The 20,382-nt window shown below is 57.2% G+C and carries 13 protein-coding genes and 1 pseudogene; 10 read left to right on the top strand and 4 right to left on the bottom strand.

The window, feature by feature from the left end:
• Nucleotides 1–19: 19 nt before the first annotated feature.
• The 3 genes from cydC to trxB form a co-directional block, all read right to left on the bottom strand.
• Nucleotides 20–1,741, bottom strand: coding sequence for a heme ABC transporter ATP-binding protein/permease CydC (gene cydC, locus I6L58_RS04760; protein ID WP_088207576.1), 1,722 nt, complete (start codon nt 1,739–1,741; stop codon nt 20–22).
• On the bottom strand, nt 1,741–3,507 hold the full coding sequence (cydD, locus tag I6L58_RS04755) for a heme ABC transporter permease/ATP-binding protein CydD (RefSeq protein ID WP_088207575.1): 1,767 nt from the start codon (nt 3,505–3,507) through the stop codon (nt 1,741–1,743). Before cydD ends, cydC begins: the two co-directional genes overlap by 1 nt.
• A gap of 114 nt (nt 3,508–3,621) precedes the next feature.
• Nucleotides 3,622–4,590, bottom strand: a complete 969-nt coding sequence (trxB, locus tag I6L58_RS04750; protein WP_006174416.1) for a thioredoxin-disulfide reductase — start codon at nt 4,588–4,590, stop codon at nt 3,622–3,624.
• Nucleotides 4,591–5,134: 544 nt separating this feature from the next.
• Here trxB and lrp point away from each other — a divergent pair.
• From lrp to I6L58_RS04700, 10 genes and pseudogenes are all read left to right on the top strand, one after another.
• Nucleotides 5,135–5,629 (top strand): leucine-responsive transcriptional regulator Lrp, encoded by a 495-nt coding sequence (gene lrp, locus I6L58_RS04745; protein WP_002439523.1) that lies wholly within the window; start codon nt 5,135–5,137, stop codon nt 5,627–5,629.
• Between the two features lie 135 nt (nt 5,630–5,764).
• Nucleotides 5,765–9,613 (top strand): DNA translocase FtsK, encoded by a 3,849-nt coding sequence (gene ftsK / locus I6L58_RS04740; RefSeq protein WP_088207574.1) that lies wholly within the window; start codon nt 5,765–5,767, stop codon nt 9,611–9,613.
• A gap of 125 nt (nt 9,614–9,738) precedes the next feature.
• Complete coding sequence (lolA, locus tag I6L58_RS04735; RefSeq protein ID WP_006174426.1) at nt 9,739–10,350, top strand: outer membrane lipoprotein chaperone LolA; 612 nt, start codon at nt 9,739–9,741, stop codon at nt 10,348–10,350.
• Nucleotides 10,351–10,359: 9 nt separating this feature from the next.
• Nucleotides 10,360–11,703, top strand: coding sequence for a replication-associated recombination protein RarA (gene rarA / locus I6L58_RS04730; RefSeq protein ID WP_058609241.1), 1,344 nt, complete (start codon nt 10,360–10,362; stop codon nt 11,701–11,703).
• A gap of 217 nt (nt 11,704–11,920) precedes the next feature.
• A complete protein-coding gene (gene serS, locus I6L58_RS04725; protein ID WP_006174430.1) occupies nt 11,921–13,213 on the top strand; it encodes a serine--tRNA ligase in 1,293 nt (430 codons plus the stop codon).
• Nucleotides 13,214–13,422: 209 nt separating this feature from the next.
• On the top strand, nt 13,423–15,867 hold the full coding sequence (gene dmsA, locus I6L58_RS04720) for a dimethylsulfoxide reductase subunit A (protein WP_088207573.1): 2,445 nt from the start codon (nt 13,423–13,425) through the stop codon (nt 15,865–15,867).
• A gap of 10 nt (nt 15,868–15,877) precedes the next feature.
• On the top strand, nt 15,878–16,495 hold the full coding sequence (locus I6L58_RS04715) for a DMSO/selenate family reductase complex B subunit (protein ID WP_058609238.1): 618 nt from the start codon (nt 15,878–15,880) through the stop codon (nt 16,493–16,495).
• Nucleotide 16,496: 1 nt separating this feature from the next.
• Nucleotides 16,497–17,360 carry a dimethyl sulfoxide reductase anchor subunit family protein gene (locus I6L58_RS04710; protein WP_058609237.1) on the top strand — a complete coding sequence of 288 codons (864 nt, stop codon included), beginning with the start codon at nt 16,497–16,499 and terminating at the stop codon, nt 17,358–17,360.
• A gap of 274 nt (nt 17,361–17,634) precedes the next feature.
• The gene (locus I6L58_RS04705) at nt 17,635–18,783 is read left to right on the top strand and encodes an MFS transporter (protein WP_006174438.1); all 1,149 of its coding nucleotides are present in this window, start codon (nt 17,635–17,637) and stop codon (nt 18,781–18,783) included.
• Between the two features lie 123 nt (nt 18,784–18,906).
• Nucleotides 18,907–19,405 (top strand): annotated as a pseudogene (locus tag I6L58_RS04700) (anti-virulence regulator CigR family protein).
• A 34-nt stretch (nt 19,406–19,439) separates the two neighbouring features.
• On the opposite strand, the gene pflA reads toward I6L58_RS04700, so the two are convergent.
• A complete protein-coding gene (gene pflA / locus I6L58_RS04695; protein WP_006174441.1) occupies nt 19,440–20,180 on the bottom strand; it encodes a pyruvate formate lyase 1-activating protein in 741 nt (246 codons plus the stop codon).
• Nucleotides 20,181–20,382 lie beyond the last annotated feature (202 nt).

Raw genomic sequence — 20,382 nt, 5'->3', positions numbered from 1 at the left:
GTATCGGTACAATATTAGTCTACAGACGTTGTTTAAACTGGTAGTAGCGACCCTGTTTCGCCAACAATTCTGCGTGACTACCTTGCTCAATAATGTGTCCGTTGTCCATCACAATTATCCGATCAAAGCTCGCCAGGCCGCGCAGACGGTGGGTGACCATCAGCACGGTTTTGCCTTCCATGACGTTTGCCAGTAAATCAAGAATTTGGCTCTCGGTGGTGGCATCCAGCCCCTCGGTGGGTTCATCGAGCAGCATCAGCGGCGCATCGTGCAGCAGCGCGCGTGCAATCGCCAGACGGCGCAACTCGCCGCCGGAGAGCTGACGCCCGCCTTCTCCGAGCCAGCTGTTTAACCCCTCGTCTTCGAGCAGTTTATGCAGCCCGACCTGCTCCAACATCGCACGCAGCGCGTCGTCGGATGCCTGAGGGGCCGCCAGAAGCAGGTTATCGCGAAGCGTAGCGCTAAACAGATGTACGCGCTGTGGCACGACGCTGACGGTCCGACGTAAGCTCTGCTCGCTAAAGTCGGCCAGCGGCGTGGCGTTAAGCTGAATGTGACCCTGCTGCGGATCCCAGGCGCGCGTTAACAGCTGTAAAAGGGTCGATTTGCCGCAGCCAGTGCGCCCAAGAATGGCAATACGCTGGCCCGCCTTCACCGAAAGGTTAATGCCTTCCAGCGCGTTCTGCGCCTGGTTGTCGTAGGCGAAGGTGACATCGCTGAGCGTCAGGGAAACCTGGTCGGGCACGGCAGTTTGCGCTGCGGTGAACGTAACCTGCGGATCCTGCTCAGCGATCTCCGTAATGCGCAGGGCAGAGGCGATAACCTGACCGAGATGCTGAAACGCCCCCGTAACCGGGGCCAGGGCTTCGAAAGCCGCCAGCGCACAGAATACAAAGAGGGCAATCAGTGCGCCGGGCTGGGTATTGCCGCCCACGCCGCCCGAGGCCATCCACAGCATAGCGATGACCGCCACGCCGCCGATTAACATCATCACAGCCTGTGAAAAGGCGGTCAGCTCTGACTGGCGGCGCTGGGCTTCGTGCCAGTTCAGCTCGGTGCTTTCCATGCGCGCGCGGTAGCGTTTGCTGGCACCAAAGATGGTGAGTTCGGCCTGACCCTGCAGCCAGGCGGTCAGCTCCTGACGGTACTCTCCACGCAGGCGCGTCAGGTTTTCGCCGGTGGACTTACCGGCACGATAAAACAGCGGCGGCAGGACAATCAGCGTCAGCAGCATGATCCCGCCGAGCGTCAGGGCAATCGGAACATCGAGAACGCACAGCCCCAGAGTGACCACCACAATCACCACAAACGCGCCGACGATCGGGGAAATCACCCGCAGGTACAGATGGTCCAGCGTATCGACATCCGCCACCACGCGGTTAAGCAGTTCGCCCTGACGAAAACGGGCCAGCCCGGCAGGGGAGAGGGGCAGCAGTTTGCTGAAGGTGTAGATACGCAGGTGCTGAAGCACACGGAACGTCGCATCGTGGCTGACCAGACGCTCAAAATAACGCCCGGCAGTACGGGTAATGGCGGTGCCACGGACGCCCGCTGCCGGAAGCATGTAGTTAAAACTGTATAAGCCGGCGAAACCCGCGACGGCGGAGGCAGACAAGAACCAGCCGGACAGCGTGAGCAGACCAATGCTGGCAAGCAGGGTCACGATGGCGAGGATTATCCCCAGCGTCAGCATCCATTTGTGGCGTTTATACAGTGCGAGGTAAGGTAACAGGGCGCGCATCAGATATCCTCCTGACGGTTCGCCAGCAGAGTGGCAAACGCCCCCTGCGAAGCAACAAGAGAGGCGTAATCGCCTTGTTCCACGAGCTGACCGTTTTCCATAACCCAGATCTGATCCCACTCGGCAATCCCTTCCAGATGGTGCGTAACCATCAGGGTGGTTTGCTGCACTGACGCGGCATTCAGGGCCGCCATCACGCGCTGTTCACTGTGTGCATCCAGGCTGGCGGCAGGTTCATCCAGCAGCATTAGCTGGCAGGGATTCAGTAACGCACGGGCAACCGCAATGCGCTGCGCCTGACCAACGGATAGCCCGGCGGACTGATCGCCGACCACCGTGTCTACGCCCTGCGGGAGCAGCGGCAGAAACTCGCTGACCCAGGCGCGATCCAGCACCGACTGCAGCTCATCTTCACGGGCATCCGGGCGAGCCAGAAGCACATTTTCGCGAAGCGTAGAGGCAGGCAGTTGCGGATTTTGACCGACCCAGCTCAGCTGTTTGCGCCAGGCGTCGGGGTCCAGATCGCGCAGCTCGGTTTTGTTGATTTGCAGCGAGCCGGTATAGGCCATAAACCCGGCGAGGGCGTTCAGCAGGGAGCTTTTCCCGGAACCACTGATCCCGACCAGAACCACACGTTGCCCGGCCTGGAGAGTAAAGTCCAGCGGGCCTGCCAGAACGTTGCCCTCGGGGGACAGGACGCAAAACTGACGCGCTTCGATGGTCACCGGCTCTTTGGCATTCAGCGTGATTTCACCGCGCTCCGGATGCGCCAGCGGCGTCTCCATGAAGGTTTTCAGGCTATCGGCTGCGCCTACCGCCTGCGCTTTGGCATGATAAAAGGTGCCGAGATCGCGAAGCGGCTGGAAAAATTCCGGTGCCAGGATCAGGGCGAGGAAACCGGCGGAAAGGGTGACCGCCGTGCCGTAATGGCCGAAATCCAGGGCACCGAGATAGGAGAAGCCAAAGTAAACCGCCACCAGAGCAATCGACAGGGAGGTAAAGAACTCAAGCACACCGGACGAAAGAAACGCCAGACGGAGCACTTCCATGGTGCGCTGGCGAAAATCCTGCGAGGCCAGACGAATGTTCTCGGTTTCTGCTTCACCCCGGCCAAAGACGCGCAACGTTTCCATGCCGCGCAGGCGGTCAAGGAAATGGCCGCTTAAACGGCCCAGTGCGAGGAAGTTACGGCGGTTGGCATCCGCAGCGCCCATTCCGACCATTGCCATGAATAACGGGATCAGCGGGGCGGTGCCCAGCAGAATCAGTGCCGCGACCCAGTTAATCGGGAATATCGTGATAACGATAAGCAAGGGGACGAAAACAGCCAGCGCCATCTGGGGAAGGTAGCGGGCATAGTAGTCGTGCATATCGTCAATCTGTTCCAGGATCAGCGTCGCCCAGCTTCCGGCAGGCTTACCCTGGATCCACGCAGGGCCAGCTTCCTGAAGGCGATCCAGCACCTGACGGCGTATCGCATAGCGAATTTGCTGCCCGGCGTGGAAGCCGACGCGCTCGCGCAGCCAGACCACCCACGCGCGCAGGACAAAAACCAGCACCAGAACGACAAACGGCATCAGCAGCGCTTCGCGCGGGATGTTCTCCATGATCATATGGTTGAGAATGCGGGCCAGCAGCCATGCCTGGGCAACAATCAACAGACCGCTGATTAGCCCCAGAACGCGGGAAAACATAAGCCAGCGGCGGGAAAGAACGCTTTGCTGTTTTAGCCAGCGGGTTAATTCTTGTTGACGGTTTTTTTCCATTGCGTACTTTGCAGGTGACGTTATAAGAAATTAGACACCAGCATGTTACACGCGGGGCAAAATAAAGGCGACCAGTGGCCGCCTTTATTTACGTTTGTTACTGACTTGTAAAGATTATTTGGCCTGCTCAGCCAGTCCGTCCAGATAGCGTTCGGCGTCCAGCGCGGCCATGCAGCCGGTGCCCGCAGAGGTGATCGCCTGGCGGTAAATATGGTCCATCACGTCGCCTGCAGCGAACACGCCCGGGATGCTGGTCTGGGTCGCGTTGCCGTGAATACCAGACTGAACCTTGATGTAGCCGTTTTCCAGCGCCAGTTGACCTTCGAAGATGCCGGTGTTCGGGCTGTGACCGATTGCCACAAACAGACCCGCCACGTCCAGGGATTCGATGTTATCCGCGTTCTGGGTATCGCGCAGACGCAGGCCGGATACGCCCATCTGATCGCCGGTGACCTCTTCCAGCGTGCGGTTGGTGTGCAGCACGATGTTGCCGCTCGCCACTTTATCCATCAGACGTTTGATCAGGATCTTCTCCGCGCGGAAGGTTTCACGACGGTGGATCAGGTGAACCTCTGAGGCGATGTTCGCCAGATACAGCGCTTCTTCTACCGCCGTGTTGCCACCGCCAATGACCGCCACTTTCTGATTACGATAGAAGAAACCATCGCAGGTTGCGCAGGCAGACACGCCGCGGCCTTTAAACGCTTCTTCAGACGGCAGGCCGAGGTAGCGAGCAGATGCGCCGGTCGCGATGATCAGCGCGTCGCAGGTGTATTCGCCGCTGTCGCCCGTCAGGCGGAACGGACGGTTCTGCAGATCGACTTTGTTGATATGGTCGAAGAGAATTTCAGTTTCGAACTTGGTCGCATGCTCGTGCATACGCTCCATCAGCAGCGGCCCGGTCAGGTCGTTCGGGTCGCCTGGCCAGTTTTCGACTTCGGTCGTGGTGGTCAACTGACCGCCTTTTTCCATGCCGGTGATTAATACCGGCTGCAGGTTAGCGCGTGCAGCGTAGACCGCTGCGGTATATCCCGCAGGTCCAGAGCCAAGGATTAGCAGCTTACTGTGTTTAGCCGTGCCCATGAGATCCCCATTGTTGTTGGCAGACGTTTGGCTGGATTGTAGGGAATTTGTTGCCGTAAAAAAAGAGCACAGCAGTTTTGATACCGATATGTGCAATAGCCACGAGCGATGGAAGTGGCGCTATAACATAACGCTTCATCTGTTAATCCGCTCGTTTATAAGACAATAAAATGAGGATTAATACCCTGCCGTAATGAATATCCGGCATGTTGTACTAAAAATCGATGTTTTGCTTTGACAATCCCCTGCGCTTTTGCGAAAACATTCAAGGAAGAAAAAAAACCGCGTTAACTGCATGTCGCATAGACATGCACGTAAATGCCATTTTTACCGGGTCAGTGAAATCTACGCATGGCGTGGACAGACGCCATACGTGATGTCGGTGACAGCCTTCGGGCAACGGTTTTCTTACCATCAGAACCCGAATCTGCGTCGCGTCTAATACATAACCAGGCGATGTGATAAACAACGGGTACAGGCTCTGAACAGTGATGTGCACAGGGTCCAGGCAGGAGTAGGGAAGGAATACAGAGAGACAATAATAATGGTAGATAGCAAGAAGCGCCCTGGCAAAGATCTCGACCGTATCGATCGTAACATTCTTAATGAATTGCAAAAGGATGGGCGTATTTCCAACGTCGAGCTTTCAAAACGTGTGGGACTTTCCCCGACGCCGTGCCTCGAGCGTGTGCGCCGACTGGAAAGACAGGGTTTTATTCAGGGCTATACGGCTCTGCTGAACCCGCATTATCTGGATGCCTCACTTCTGGTATTTGTTGAGATTACTCTGAATCGTGGCGCACCGGATGTGTTTGAGCAATTTAACTCCGCTGTACAAAAACTTGAAGAGATTCAAGAGTGTCACCTGGTTTCCGGTGATTTCGACTACCTGTTGAAAACCCGTGTGCCTGATATGTCCGCCTACCGTAAGTTGCTGGGTGAAACCCTGCTGCGTCTGCCAGGCGTGAACGACACCCGTACCTACGTGGTGATGGAAGAGGTCAAACAGAGTAATCGTCTGGTTATTAAGACCCGCTAACACGGAACAGGTGCATTATCAGCGTAGTTTGATTACACTCCTGTTAATCCATACAGCAACAGTGCCGGGGATACCCGGCGCTGTTGTCCGTTTTAGCAAACAGGCAGGATATGCCTGATACCTGGAGAGCCTTTCTTGAGCCAGGAATACACTGAAGACAAAGAAGTCACACTATCGAAGCTAAGCAGCGGACGTCGTCTCCTTGAGGCGTTACTGATTGTTATTGCCCTTTTTGCCGTCTGGCTGATGGCAGCGTTACTGAGTTTCAATCCTTCCGATCCCAGCTGGTCGCAAACCGCCTGGCATGAGCCTATCCATAATTTAGGCGGCGTTCCCGGTGCCTGGCTTGCTGACACGCTCTTTTTCATTTTCGGTGTGATGGCGTACACCATTCCCGTCATTATTATTGGCGGATGCTGGTTTGCCTGGCGTCACCGTCAGAACGACGACTACATCGACTATTTTGCGGTTTCACTGCGCCTGATAGGGGCGCTGGCGCTGATCCTGACCTCCTGTGGCCTGGCGGCCATTAACGCCGATGATATCTGGTACTTTGCTTCCGGCGGGGTGATTGGCAGCCTGTTAAGCTCCGCCTTGCAACCGATGCTTCACAGCAGCGGCGGCACGCTGGCGTTGCTTTGCATCTGGGCCGCCGGTTTGACGCTGTTCACCGGCTGGTCGTGGGTGAGCATCGCCGAGAAGATTGGCAGCTTTATCCTGACGGTTCTCACTTTTGCCAGCAACCGCACCCGCCGCGATGATACGTGGGTCGATGAAGACGAATATGAAGATGACTATGAGGATGACGATGCACCCGTTGAGCGTCGTGAATCCCGCCGTGCGCGCATTCTGCGCGGTGCGCTGGCGCGTCGTCAGCGCGTAGCGGAAAAATTTGCCAACCCGCTTGGCCGTAAAACGGATGCGGCGCTTTTCTCCGGCAAACGTATGGATGAAGAGGATCGGGTTGAGTACCGCGCCGGGGGCAGCGCCGTTGACCCGGATGACGTTCTTTTCTCAGGGCATCGCGCAACGCCAGACGATTATGACGAGTACGATCCGCTAATGAGCGGTCACTCTGTCACGGAGCCGGTTGCCGCTGCTGCCGCGGCGACAACCGCTGCGCAGGCTTATGCTGCACCGGCTGATGCAGTCATGCCGTCCGCGGCTGTACCCGCGCCGGATTCTGTGATTCAGCAGCCGCAGGTTGCCTGGCAAACCGCGCCGGGTGTCCACACGCCTGAACCGACTATTGCGCCGGAGCCGGAAAGCTATGTGCCCGTGCAGCAGGAGCCGTGGCAGCAGCCTTATCAGCCAGAGCCTGCTTACGCACCGCAAGAGTATCCGCACTACGAGCAGCCGGTGGCCCAGCCGTATCATGAACCTGTGTATGAGCCGGTGGAACCTGCCCAGCCGTATGCTGCGCCTGAGCCGGTTGAATCCGTGCAGCCGTATGTCGCTCCTGCGCCAGAACCGGAACCAGTAGAAGAGGCGAAACCGTCTCGTCCGCCAATGTATTACTTTGAAGAGGTTGAAGAGCGCCGCGCCCGCGAACGCGAGCAGCTGGCGGCCTGGTATCAACCTGTGCCGGAACCGGCGCAGCCAACGTCATCACCTGCACCGTCTGTTTCCGTACCACCGGTCGACCCAACGCCAGCCGTTGCGCCAGTGGCTGAAAGCGTTAAACAGGCGACGGCTGCCGCCGCCGCAGCGGCACCGGTATTTGGCCTGGCCGGAGGCGCACCGCGTCCCCAGGTAAAAGAAGGCATTGGCCCACAGCTGCCTCGCCCTAACCGCGTGCGCGTACCTACTCGCCGCGAGCTGGCCTCCTACGGTATCAAGCTGCCTTCTCAGCGCATGGCGGAAGAGAAAGCGCGCGAGGCTGACTACGAAGATGATGGCGATGAGCTGCATCAGGATGAGCTGGCTCGCCAGTTCGCCGCACAGCAGAATCAGCGTTACGGTGATGAGTATCAGCACGATGTGCAGACTGCCGAAGACGATGACGATGCCGCAGAGGCAGAATTAGCACGTCAGTTTGCGGCCACGCAGCAGCAGCGCTACTCCGGTGAGCAGCCTTCTGGCGCAAATCCGTTCTCGCTGTCGGATTTCGAATTCTCGCCGATGATAGATCTGGTGGATGATGGCCCGAGCGAACCGCTGTTTACGCCGAGCGTCATGCCGGAAGCGGAACCCGTTCGTCAGCAACCGGCTCCACAGGCTTATTCGCAGCCGCAGCAGCCGGCTCCGCAGACTTATGCCCAGCCGCAGCAGCCGGCTCCGCAGGCTTATGCGCAGCCGCAGCAACCGGCTCCACAGGCTTATGCGCAGCCGCAACAGCCGGCCCCACAGGCTTATGCACAGCCGCAGCAACCGGCTCCACAGCCGTATGCACAACCGCAACCGCAGCAGCCGCAGTTCCAGCAGCCACCGGCACAGCCGCAGGAGAGCCTTATTCATCCGCTGCTGATGCGTAACGGCGACAGCCGTCCGCTGCAGCGTCCGAGCACGCCGCTGCCGTCTCTGGATCTGTTAACGCCGCCACCGGCAGAAGTCGAGCCAGTCGATACTTTTGCGCTGGAGCAGATGGCCCGTCTGGTGGAAGCTCGCCTCGCGGACTTCCGCATCAAGGCCGATGTGGTGAACTACTCACCGGGTCCGGTGATCACCCGCTTCGAGCTGAATCTGGCCCCGGGCGTTAAGGCGGCACGGATTTCAAACCTGTCCCGTGACCTGGCGCGTTCGCTGTCGACGGTTGCGGTGCGTGTGGTTGAAGTGATCCCAGGCAAGCCGTACGTCGGGCTTGAACTGCCGAATAAAAAGCGCCAGACCGTTTACCTGCGCGAAGTGCTGGATAACACCAAGTTCCGTGACAACCCATCCCCGCTGACCGTGGTGCTGGGCAAAGATATCGCGGGCGACCCGGTGGTCGCCGATCTGGCGAAAATGCCGCACCTGCTGGTAGCGGGTACCACTGGTTCCGGTAAATCCGTCGGTGTGAACGCCATGATCCTGAGCATGCTTTACAAAGCACAGCCGGAAGACGTGCGCTTCATTATGATCGACCCGAAAATGCTGGAACTCTCCGTCTACGAAGGTATTCCGCATCTGCTGACCGAAGTTGTGACCGACATGAAAGATGCTGCTAACGCGCTGCGCTGGAGCGTCAATGAGATGGAACGTCGCTACAAACTGATGTCGGCGCTGGGCGTGCGTAATCTGGCGGGCTATAACGAGAAAATCGCCGAGGCGGCACGCATGGGCCGCCCGATCCCGGATCCTTACTGGAAGCCGGGCGACAGCATGGATGCGCAGCATCCTGTACTGGAAAAACTGCCTTACATCGTGGTGCTGGTGGACGAGTTCGCCGATCTGATGATGACCGTGGGTAAGAAAGTCGAAGAGCTGATTGCTCGCCTGGCGCAGAAAGCGCGTGCGGCCGGTATTCACCTCGTTCTGGCGACCCAGCGTCCGTCCGTTGACGTTATTACCGGGCTTATCAAAGCGAACATCCCGACCCGTATTGCGTTTACCGTCTCCAGTAAAATTGACTCGCGTACCATCCTCGATCAGGGCGGCGCAGAGTCATTGCTGGGTATGGGTGACATGCTGTACTCCGGCCCGAACTCGACGTCTCCGGTGCGCGTACACGGCGCATTTGTCCGCGATCAGGAAGTGCACGCGGTTGTTCAGGACTGGAAGGCCCGCGGTCGTCCGCAATACGTGGATGGCATTACCAACGACACCGAAAGCGAAGGCGGCGGTGGCGGGTTTGACGGCGGCGAGGAGCTGGATCCGTTATTCGATCAGGCGGTTAATTTCGTCACCGAAAAACGCAAGGCCTCTATCTCCGGCGTGCAGCGTCAGTTCCGTATCGGCTACAACCGCGCGGCGCGCATCATCGAGCAGATGGAAGCGCAGGGGATTGTCAGCGAGCAGGGGCATAATGGTAACCGTGAGGTGCTGGCTCCGCCGCCGTTTGAATGATCCTTCGAGATTGCAAAGAAGGGTAAATCAGTCAAAATTAAGCATATTCTTCTGTCACCTGCCTGCGGGCAGGTCCAGAATAGAAACGGAACCCGCTTCGGGACGACGTATTTTAAGGAATAAGAATGAAAAAAATCGCAATCGCCTGTGCATTACTTACCAGTTTTGTTGCCAGCAGCGTCTGGGCTGATGCCGCCAGCGACCTTAAAAGCCGCCTGGATAAAGTGAGCAGCTTCCACGCCAGCTTTACCCAAAAAGTCACAGACGGCAGCGGCAACGCGGTGCAGGAAGGCCAGGGAGATTTATGGGTAAAACGCCCTAATCTGTTCAACTGGCATATGACACAGCCGGATGAAAGCATCCTTGTGTCTGACGGCAAAACGCTGTGGTTCTATAACCCGTTTGTTGAGCAGGCTACCGCGACCTGGCTGAAAGACGCCACGGGCAACACGCCGTTCATGTTGATTGCCCGTAACCAGGCCAGCGACTGGCAGCAGTACAATATCAAGCAGACCGGTGACGAGTTTGTTCTGACGCCAAAAGGCAACAACGGTAACCTGAAACAGTTCACCATCAACGTGAGCAGCAACGGGACCATTAATCAGTTCGGTGCAGTTGAGCAAGACGATCAGCGCAGCAGTTATCAGCTCAAATCACAGCAAAACGGCGCTGTCGATGCATCGAAATTCACCTTTACCCCGCCGCAGGGCGTAACGGTGGACGACCAACGTAAGTAAGAGGCATGAGTGGGCAACCTGTCGCTCGATTTTTCAGATAACGCGTTTCAACCTCTGGCCGCGCGTATGCGGCCAGAAAATTTAGCGCAGTACATCGGCCAGCAGCATCTGCTGGCTGCGGGAAAACCCTTGCCGCGCGCCATTGAGGCCGGGCATCTGCACTCCATGATCCTCTGGGGGCCGCCGGGAACCGGTAAAACCACCCTCGCAGAAGTGATTGCCCGCTACGCTAACGCGGACGTTGAACGTATCTCCGCCGTCACCTCCGGCGTGAAGGAGATCCGCGAGGCTATCGAACGCGCGCGACAGAATCGCAACGCCGGGCGGCGTACCATTCTTTTTGTCGACGAAGTCCATCGCTTCAACAAAAGCCAGCAGGATGCTTTCCTGCCGCACATTGAAGATGGCACCATCTTCTTCATTGGTGCGACCACCGAAAACCCGTCGTTTGAACTCAATTCAGCGCTGCTTTCCCGGGCGCGTGTCTATCTGCTTAAATCGCTGACGACCGAGGATATTGAGCACGTCCTGACGCAGGCCATGAGCGATAAAGCGCGCGGCTACGGCGGACAGGATATCGTTCTGCCTGACGAAACGCGTCTGGCGATAGCGCAGCTGGTGAACGGCGATGCGCGGCGGGCACTCAATACGCTGGAAATGATGGCCGATATGGCCGAAGTTGACGATGCCGGCAAGCGCGTGCTGAAACCCGAACTGCTCACTGAAATTGCGGGTGAGCGCAGCGCGCGGTTCGATAATAAAGGCGATCGTTTTTACGATCTTATCTCGGCGCTGCATAAATCCGTGCGCGGCAGCGCGCCGGATGCGGCGCTGTACTGGTATGCGCGCATTATCACCGCCGGTGGCGATCCGCTGTACGTGGCGCGTCGCTGCCTGGCCATTGCCTCGGAAGATGTCGGCAATGCCGATCCGCGTGCGATGCAGGTGGCGCTCTCCGCCTGGGATTGTTTCACCCGCGTCGGGCCTGCTGAAGGCGAGCGCGCCATTGCCCAGGCGATTGTTTATCTTGCCTGTGCCCCGAAAAGCAACGCCGTCTATACCGCCTTTAAAGCGGCTATGGCCGACGCGCGCGAGCGCCCGGATTACGATGTCCCGGTTCATCTGCGCAACGCCCCGACCAAACTGATGAAAGAGATGGGTTACGGGCAGGCGTACCGCTACGCCCATGATGAACCCAACGCCTATGCTGCCGGAGAGGAGTATTTTCCGCAGGAGATGGCACAAACTCGCTACTATCAGCCGACAAACAGAGGTCTTGAGGGCAAGATTGGCGAAAAGCTCGCCTGGCTTGCCGGACAGGATCAAAATAGCCCTATAAAACGCTACCGTTAGCGCTAACGTTGCGGTAATGTTGGCAATCTATACCCGTTATACTTCAAGTTGCATGTGCGTTGGCTGCGCTTGCTCACCCCAGTCACATAGTTTTCTATGCTCTTGGGGAATTCGCTCGCTTGCCGCCTTCCTGCAACTCGAATTATTTAGGGTAAAACCTTGTGGCCGCAGGCTGTGGTCACTTTTCCTCTTTTAATTCGATAAGCACAGGATAAGCATGCTCGATCCCAATCTGCTGCGTAATGAGCCAGACGCAGTCGCTGAAAAACTGGCACGCCGGGGCTTTAAGCTGGATGTAGATAAGCTGCGCGCTCTTGAAGAGCGTCGTAAAGTTCTGCAGGTACAAACTGAAAATCTGCAGGCAGAGCGTAATTCTCGATCGAAATCCATCGGCCAGGCGAAAGCGCGCGGGGAAGACATTGAGCCATTACGCCTGGAAGTGAACAAACTGGGTGAAGAACTGGATCAGGCGAAAGCCGAACTTGACGTTCTTCTGGCCGAAATTCGCGATATTGCGCTGGCGATCCCGAACATTCCTGACGACAGCGTGCCTGTGGGTAAAGACGAAAACGACAACGTTGAAGTGAAACGCTGGGGTACGCCTCGCGAGTTCGACTTCGAGGTTCGCGATCACGTTACGCTGGGCGAAATGCACGCGGGGCTGGACTTTGCGGCCGCGGTTAAGCTGACCGGCTCACGCTTTGTGGTGATGAAAGGCCAGATTGCCCATCTGCACCGCGCGCTGGCGCAGTTCATGCTGGATCTGCACACTGAACAGCACGGCTACAGTGAAACCTACGTCCCGTATCTGGTTAACCACGATACGCTGTACGGTACGGGCCAGCTGCCGAAATTTGCCGGCGATCTGTTCCATACCCGTCCGCTGGACGAAGAAGCGGACAGCAGCAACTACGCGCTGATCCCGACGGCGGAAGTGCCGCTGACCAACCTGGTACGCGATGAGATCATCGACGAAGACGATCTGCCGATCAAACTGACCGCGCACTCTCCGTGCTTCCGTTCTGAAGCGGGTTCTTACGGTCGCGATACCCGCGGCCTGATCCGTATGCACCAGTTCGATAAAGTCGAGATGGTGCAGATCGTGCGTCCGGAAGACTCCATGGATGCGCTGGAAGAGATGACCGGTCACGCGGAGAAAGTGCTGGAGCTGCTCGGCCTGCCGTACCGCCGTATGGCGCTCTGCACGGGCGACATGGGCTTTGGTGCCTGCAAAACCTTCGACCTTGAAGTCTGGGTGCCTGCGCAGAACACCTATCGTGAAATCTCCTCCTGCTCTAACGTCTGGGATTTCCAGGCGCGCCGTATGCAGGCACGTTGCCGCAACAAATCCGACAAGAAAACCCGTCTGGTTCATACCCTGAACGGTTCGGGTCTGGCTGTAGGCCGTACGCTGGTTGCCGTCCTGGAAAACTACCAGCAGGCGGACGGTCGTATTGAGATCCCGGAAGTGCTGCGCCCGTATATGAAAGGCCAGCAGTTCATCGGCTAACGAAAGCCGTAATGTAAAAAGCGCCTCCCGGCGCTTTTTTTATGCCCCTCGTTTGATACTAAGCAATAACCCATCCCTCTAAAGTAGTAATACTTCGGTAGATGATATTTAGCGTAACTCGCTGAAAACGAAGTACTTCGTTATAAATAAAAATATACAGCGGCTGGGGCCGCCTCTCTTTTCTTTGTGAGCAACCAAAGTGAGTTTTTATGAAAATCAAAGCGCCTGATGCATTAATGGCTGCCGAGGTCACTCGCCGTGGGTTAATGAAAACCACGGCAATAGGCGGCCTGGCCGTTGCCAGCAGCGCCTTCACGCTCCCTTTTTCTCGTCTGGCTTCGGCGGCGGATGCACTGTCTCCGTCTGCTGCCCAGGAAAAAGTGGTGTGGAGCGCCTGTACCGTGAACTGCGGAAGCCGCTGTCCACTGCGTATGCATGTGGTGGACGGTGAAATCAAATATGTCGAAACCGATAACACCGGGGATGACAACTACGAAGGGCTACACCAGGTCCGTGCCTGCCTGCGCGGGCGCTCGATGCGCCGTCGGGTCTATAACCCGGATCGTCTGAAGTATCCGATGAAGCGCGTAGGCAAGCGCGGGGAAGGTAAGTTCGAGCGCATCAGCTGGGACGAAGCCTACGACATCATCGCGACCACGATGCAGCGGTTGATTAAAGACTACGGCAACGAGTCCATCTACCTGAACTACGGTACGGGCACGCTGGGCGGCACCATGACCCGTTCATGGCCACCTGGAAAAACGCTTATCGCCCGCCTGATGAACTGCTGTGGCGGTTATCTTAACCATTACGGCGACTACTCTTCAGCGCAGATCGCTGCGGGGCTTAACTACACCTACGGCGGCTGGGCCGACGGCAACAGCCCGTCCGATATCGAAAACAGCAAGCTGGTGGTGCTGTTCGGTAATAACCCCGGCGAGACGCGCATGAGCGGCGGTGGGGTAACCTACTATCTTGAGCAGGCGCGCGCCAAATCAAACGCCCGAATGATCATTATCGATCCGCGCTACACCGATACCGGGGCAGGGCGAGAAGATGAATGGATCCCGATTCGTCCTGGCACCGATGCGGCACTGGTCAACGCCCTGGCGTGGGTGATGATCACCGAAAATCTGGTCGATCAGCCTTTCCTCGATAAATACTGCGTCGGCTACGATGAGAAAACCTTGCCTGCCAGCGCCCCGGCCAACGGTCACTATAAAGCCTATATTCTCGGCCAGGGCAGCGACGGCGTGGCGAAAACGCCGGAGTGGGCTTCCACCATCACTGGTATTCCGGCTGAGCGCATTGTTCAACTGGCGCGCGAAATCGGCTCGGCGAAACCGGCTTATATCAGCCAGGGCTGGGGGCCGCAGCGTCACGCCAACGGTGAAATCGCCACCCGCGCGATCTCTATGCTGTCGATTCTGACGGGTAACGTCGGCATTCACGGCGGTAACTCCGGCGCGCGTGAAGGCTCTTATGAAGTGCCGTTTGAACGTATGCCCACGCTGGACAACCCGGTACAGACCAGTATCTCCATGTTTATGTGGACCGATGCCATTGAGCGTGGCCCGGAAATGACCGCCCTGCGCGACGGTGTGCGGGGCAAAGACAAGCTGGACGTGCCGATCAAGATGATCTGGAACTACGCCGGAAACTGTCTGATCAACCAGCACTCTGAGATCAACCGCACGCACGAGATCCTGCAGGACGACAAGAAGTGCGAAATGATTGTGGTGATCGACTGCCACATGACCTCGTCGGCGAAATATGCCGACATTCTGCTGCCGGACTGCACCGCCTCCGAGCAGATGGACTTCGCGCTGGACGCCTCATGCGGCAACATGTCCTACGTGATCTTCACCGACCAGGCCATCAAGCCGCGCTTCGAGTGCAAAACCATCTATGAGATGACTACCGGGCTGGCGAAACGTCTGGGCGTGGAGCAGCAGTTTACCGAAGGGCGTACTCAGGAAGGGTGGATGCGCCACCTGCATGAACTGTCCCGCCAGGCCATCCCGGACCTGCCTGACTTCGACACCTTCCGCAAGCAGGGGATGTACAAGCAGCGCGACCCGGAAGGGCACCATGTGGCTTACAAAGCCTTCCGTGAAGATCCGCAGGCGAATCCGCTGACCACGCCGTCGGGCAAAATTGAAATTTACTCTGAAGAACTGGCCAAAATTGCCTCTACCTGGGAGTTGCCGGACGGGGATGTTATCGATCCGCTGCCTGTCTATACGCCTGGATTCGAAAATTATAACGATCCGCTGACGGCGAAATTCCCGCTGCAGCTGACAGGCTTCCATTACAAAGCCCGCGTTCACTCCACCTATGGCAACGTTGACGTTCTGAAAGCCGCCTGCCGTCAGGAGATGTGGATCAACCCGATGGATGCTAAAGCGCGTGGCATCAGCAACGGCGACCGCGTGCGCATCTTCAATGGCCGCGGTGAGGTGCACATTGAGGCCAAAGTCACACCGCGCATGATGCCTGGCGTTGTCGCGCTGGGGGAAGGGGCCTGGTATAGCCCGGATGCAAACCGCATCGACCAGGCAGGCAGTATTAACGTACTGACCACGCAGCGCCCGTCGCCGCTGGCGAAAGGCAACCCGTCCCACACGAACCTTGTTCAGGTTGAAAAGGTGTAAGGAGTAACCGATGACAACCCAGTATGGATTTTTTATTGATTCGAGTCGGTGCACCGGGTGCAAAACCTGCGAGCTGGCCTGTAAGGACTACAAAAACCTCACCCCGGACGTCAGCTTCCGCCGTATCTACGAATACGCGGGCGGCGACTGGCAGGAGGATAACGGCGTCTGGCACCAGAATGTGTTTGCCTACTATCTGTCCATTGCCTGTAACCACTGCGAAGATCCGGCCTGTACCAAGGTCTGCCCGAGCGGCGCGATGCACAAGCGTGAGGACGGTTTTGTGGTGGTGGATGAAGATGTCTGTATCGGCTGCCGCTACTGCCACATGGCCTGCCCGTACGGCGCACCGCAGTATAACGCCGCCAAAGGCCACATGACCAAGTGCGACGGCTGCCACACCCGCGTGGCGGACGGCAAAAAGCCGATCTGCGTTGAGTCCTGCCCGCTGCGCGCGCTGGACTTTGGCCCGATTGAGGAGCTGCGTAAAAAGCACGGCCAGCTGGCGGCGGTTGCGCCGCTGCCGTCCGCGCACTTCACGAAGCCGAGCATTGTGATAAAACCTAACGCCAACAGCCGCCCGACCGGGGATACCACCGGCTATCTGGCAAACCCGAAGGAGGTGTGAGATGGGAAGTGGATGGCATGAATGGCCGCTGATGATCTTCACGGTCTTTGGGCAGTGCGTGGCGGGCGGGTTTATCGTGCTCGCGCTGGCGATGTTAAAGGGCAATCTGAATGCCGAACAGCAGCAGCGTCTGGTACTCAGCATGTTTGGCCTGTGGGTGCTGATGGGGATTGGCTTTATCGCCTCTACGCTGCACCTGGGTTCGCCGATGCGCGCCTTTAACTCCCTGAACCGCGTGGGTGCCTCTTCGCTCAGTAACGAGATTGCCAGCGGGGCGATCTTCTTTGCCGTCGGCGGCCTTGGCTGGCTGCTCGCGGCGCTGAAAAAACTCCCAGCAGGGCTGCGTAGCCTGTGGCTTATCGTGACGATGGTGCTCGGCGTTGTGTTCGTCTGGATGATGGTGCGGGTGTATAACACCATCGACACCGTGCCGACGTGGTACAGCGTCTGGACGCCGATGAGCTTCTTCCTGACGATGTTTATCGGCGGGCCGATCCTGGGCTTCCTGCTGCTGCGTGTGGCGGGTGTGGATGGCTGGGCAATGCGTCTGCTGCCGGCGGTTTCGCTGCTGGCGCTGGTGGTCAGTGCGATGGTTGCCCTGATGCAGGGCGCTGAACTGGCAACCATTCACAGCTCTATTCAGCAGGCGTCCGCGCTGGTGCCGAATTACGGCACGCTGATGGCCTGGCGTCTGGCGTTGCTGGTGGTTGCGTGCGTATGCTGGATTGCACCTCAGTTGAAAGGCTATCAGCCTGCGCTGCCGTTGTTGTCGCTGGCCTTCGTGCTGGTGCTGGCAGGGGAGCTCATTGGTCGTGGTGTCTTCTACGGTTTGCATATGACCGTGGGTATGGCTATCGCCAGTTAATCATACTCTTCGTTATAAAAAGCCGGGACAGCGTGCCCGGCTTTTCATTTTTCAATCATGAAATTTTTCGACTGTCGTTTGGCTTCGATTTTAGCCATAAATAAATAAAAACAAATACATAATAAAAATTTATAACTCGCCCGGCATGGGCTGGATGAGTTTTTTAAATCGACGAGGAACATATTGTGCGAGCGGCCTGAAACGGCGGATTGACTTTGTTTTTGCCAGTGGCATGATGCGCACGAAATCTGAACTTCCTCACGGTTTTTAATCCATGACCACCTATACCCGGCCAGTGCTCCTGTTGCTCTGTGGCCTGCTTTTGTTGACCCTGGCGATCGCCGTGTTAAACACGCTCGTCCCGCTTTGGCTCGCCCATGAAAACTTACCGACCTGGCAGGTGGGTATGGTTAGCTCGTCCTTTTTTACGGGTAACCTGCTCGGCACGCTGCTTACCGGCAGCCTGATAAAGCGCGTGGGATTTAACCGCAGCTACTATCTGGCCTCGCTGATTTTCGCCGCCGGATGCGCCGGACTGGGCCTGATGGTCGGCTTCTGGAGCTGGATGGCCTGGCGCTTTATCGCGGGCGTCGGCTGCGCGATGATCTGGGTGGTGGTGGAAAGCGCCCTGATGTGCAGCGGCACCTCGCGCAACCGTGGACGCCTGCTGGCGGCCTACATGATGGTCTATTACATCGGTACCGTACTGGGGCAACTGATGGTCAGCAAACTGCCGACCGATCTGGTGAGCGTCCTGCCGTGGGTGACGGGCATGGTCCTGGCTGCGATCCTGCCGCTGCTGTTCACCCGCATCGTGAACCAGCACAGTGAACATCAGGAAGCCACGCACGTCTGGCCGATGCTCAGATTGCGCCAGGCGCGTCTGGGCGTGAACGGCTGTATCATCTCCGGTATTGTGCTCGGCTCGCTCTATGGCCTGATGCCGCTTTATCTTAACCACCAGGGCGTCAGCGACTCCGGCATTGGCTTCTGGATGGCGGTGATGGTCAGCGCAGGCATCGTCGGGCAGTGGCCTGTTGGTCGCCTGGCCGATCGCTTTGGCCGTTTGCTGGTTCTGCGCGTGCAGGTCTTCGTGGTTATCATGGGATGCCTGGCGATGCTCAGCAACGCCGCGATGGCGCCCGCGCTGTTTATCCTGGGCGCAGCGGGCTTTACTCTCTATCCGGTGGCGATGGCCTGGGCCTGTGAAAAGGTCGAGCACCACCAGCTGGTGGCGATGAACCAGGCGCTGCTGCTGAGCTACACCATCGGCAGTTTATTAGGGCCAACCTTTACCGCCATGCTGATGCAAAATTATTCTGACAATCTGCTGTTTATTATGATCGCCAGCGTGTCGTTTATTTACCTGCTCATGCTTTTGCGAAAAGTGGGAGAGCACCCGACGCCGGTTGCGCATGCCTGATGAAATAAAAGCCTGTCGATGACGGGCTTTTTTGTCTCCATCACATATCAGAGTTTTACGCATTGTGTGTTTATTGCGCCAGGCGATAATTCAGGTGAGTTCTATCACTAAAAGGCAGCCATCATGTCTACTCGTCGTCTTACCACTACTGCCCTGGCCGTAGTGTTGTCTTTAACCTTTGCCAGTGCGCCGGTTATGGCCAACCCCGGAAACGGGAATGGAAATGGTCACGGTAATAAGCAAGGCAATAGCGGCAACCATAGGAACGGTAATTCCGGCAACCATGGCAATAAGCACAATAACGATAACCAAAAACCGGGGAAATCGAATAAGAGCGTGAGTGATGATGTCGACGCCCGCGTGAGCTTCGATCATGCCCGTCATCTGGCGTTGAACTACGGTTTGACGGGTTATGATTCACTGCCGCCGGGCATTGCAAAGAACCTCGCGCGCGGTAAACCGCTGCCTCCGGGCATTGCGAAAAAAACGGTACCCGCCTCTATGCTCGGCCAGCTTCCGTCTTATCCCCGGATATGAATGGCGGGTGGTGGGGGACGACCTGGTCTTAATTGCGCTCAGCACGGCCATCGTCACGACCATTATTAACGGCGTATTTAAATAGAATACAAAAAGGCCCGGTTTAACCGGGCCTTTTATTAATACATCACCTTGTGACCGTACTGCTCAAGAATACCTTTGACGCGCTCCATGGTCTCTTTCTTCGGCGGCTTAACGCCATCGAGCTTATACTCTTCACCCATCGCCACCCACTTATGTTTACCCAGTTCGTGATAGGGCAGCAGCTCAATTTTTTCGACATTGCCCATGTCGCGGGTAAATTCGCCCAGACGATGCGCGGAGTCGTCATCATCTGACCAGCCCGGCACCACCACATAGCGGATCCAGGTTTTAATGCCTTTGCCCGAGATGTATTTCGCAAACTCCAGCGTACGGTGGTTGGACACGCCCACCAGATTCTGGTGGATCTCGTCGTTCATCTGTTTGAGATCGAGCATCACAAGATCGGTCACTTCAAGCAGCTCATCAATGACCGGATCGTAACGGCGCACAAAGCCGTTGGTATCGAGGCAGGTATGAATGCCTTCTTTGCGGCAGGCGCGGAACCAGTCACGCACGAACTCTGCCTGCAGGATCGCCTCGCCGCCGGATGCGGTCACGCCGCCGCCGGATGCGTTCATAAAGTGGCGGTAGGTCACCACCTCTTTCATTAAATCTTCAACGGTGACTTCTTTTCCGCCGTGGGTATCCCACGTGTCGCGGTTGTGGCAGTACAGGCAGCGCATCAGGCAGCCCTGGAAGAAGGTAATAAAGCGGATCCCCGGGCCATCGACGGTGCCACAGGATTCAAAGGAGTGAATGCGACCAATAGTTGACATTGCGGTGATATCTCCGAATTTGGCCCATCCGGGGGCCTATGTAGTTGCACAGCTCAAAGGCTATGTCGAGTCTGTTTTGGCTGTTATCCATTAAGTATAGATAGCGGACAAAAGAGACTGATGAAGCGAGGGTGTTAAAAAGGCCCCACTTGCGTGGAGCCTTTATTGTACGCCTTTTAACGCGTGATTTCAGTCAAATCCA

The sequence above is a fragment of the Enterobacter cancerogenus genome, assembly GCF_019047785.1.
Lineage (GTDB): Bacteria > Pseudomonadota > Gammaproteobacteria > Enterobacterales > Enterobacteriaceae > Enterobacter > Enterobacter cancerogenus.
Note: the sequence above shows the minus strand (reverse complement) of the source record. Positions and strands in the feature narration are given on the sequence as shown.